Annotated in this window: 1 protein-coding gene; it reads left to right on the top strand. The window is 34.8% G+C overall.

Features of this window, described 5'->3' with window-relative positions:
- Window positions 1–129: 129 nt before the first annotated feature.
- Window positions 130–339, top strand: a 210-nt coding sequence (locus tag AOA60_RS33245; RefSeq protein ID WP_218240500.1) for a hypothetical protein, incomplete at its 3' end; no start/stop codon positions are given.

The following is a 339-nucleotide window of genomic DNA, read 5'->3' as shown; positions in this document are numbered from 1 at the left end:
CCATTATACAATCCTCCTATATTGACAAACTCATATTTAATATGTGTTCTTGCTTGTCCCTTTATGTACGTTTAGCTGGTCCTTAAAATGGGGATAGATAAATAACCAACGATCAAGGAGGCTCAATATATGGATACAAAGAAATGGGTGACTTCATCCGTTTTAGTATCAGTTACAGCAGCTGGATCACTATTGTTAGTAAAGAGAGATAAGAGAGATCAATTGATAATGAATTGTAAAAGACTTATAGCTAAAGTCACTAAGCGTAGAAAAGAGGATCATGAGGATTATTATAGCATTAAGATAGGGCATTCAGATCCACACGACATAGAGGATAAT

The sequence above is a fragment of the Pseudomonas sp. 2822-17 genome (assembly GCF_002742485.1).
GTDB lineage: Bacteria > Pseudomonadota > Gammaproteobacteria > Pseudomonadales > Pseudomonadaceae > Aquipseudomonas > Aquipseudomonas cyclaminis.
Note: the sequence above shows the minus strand (reverse complement) of the source record. Positions and strands in the feature narration are given on the sequence as shown.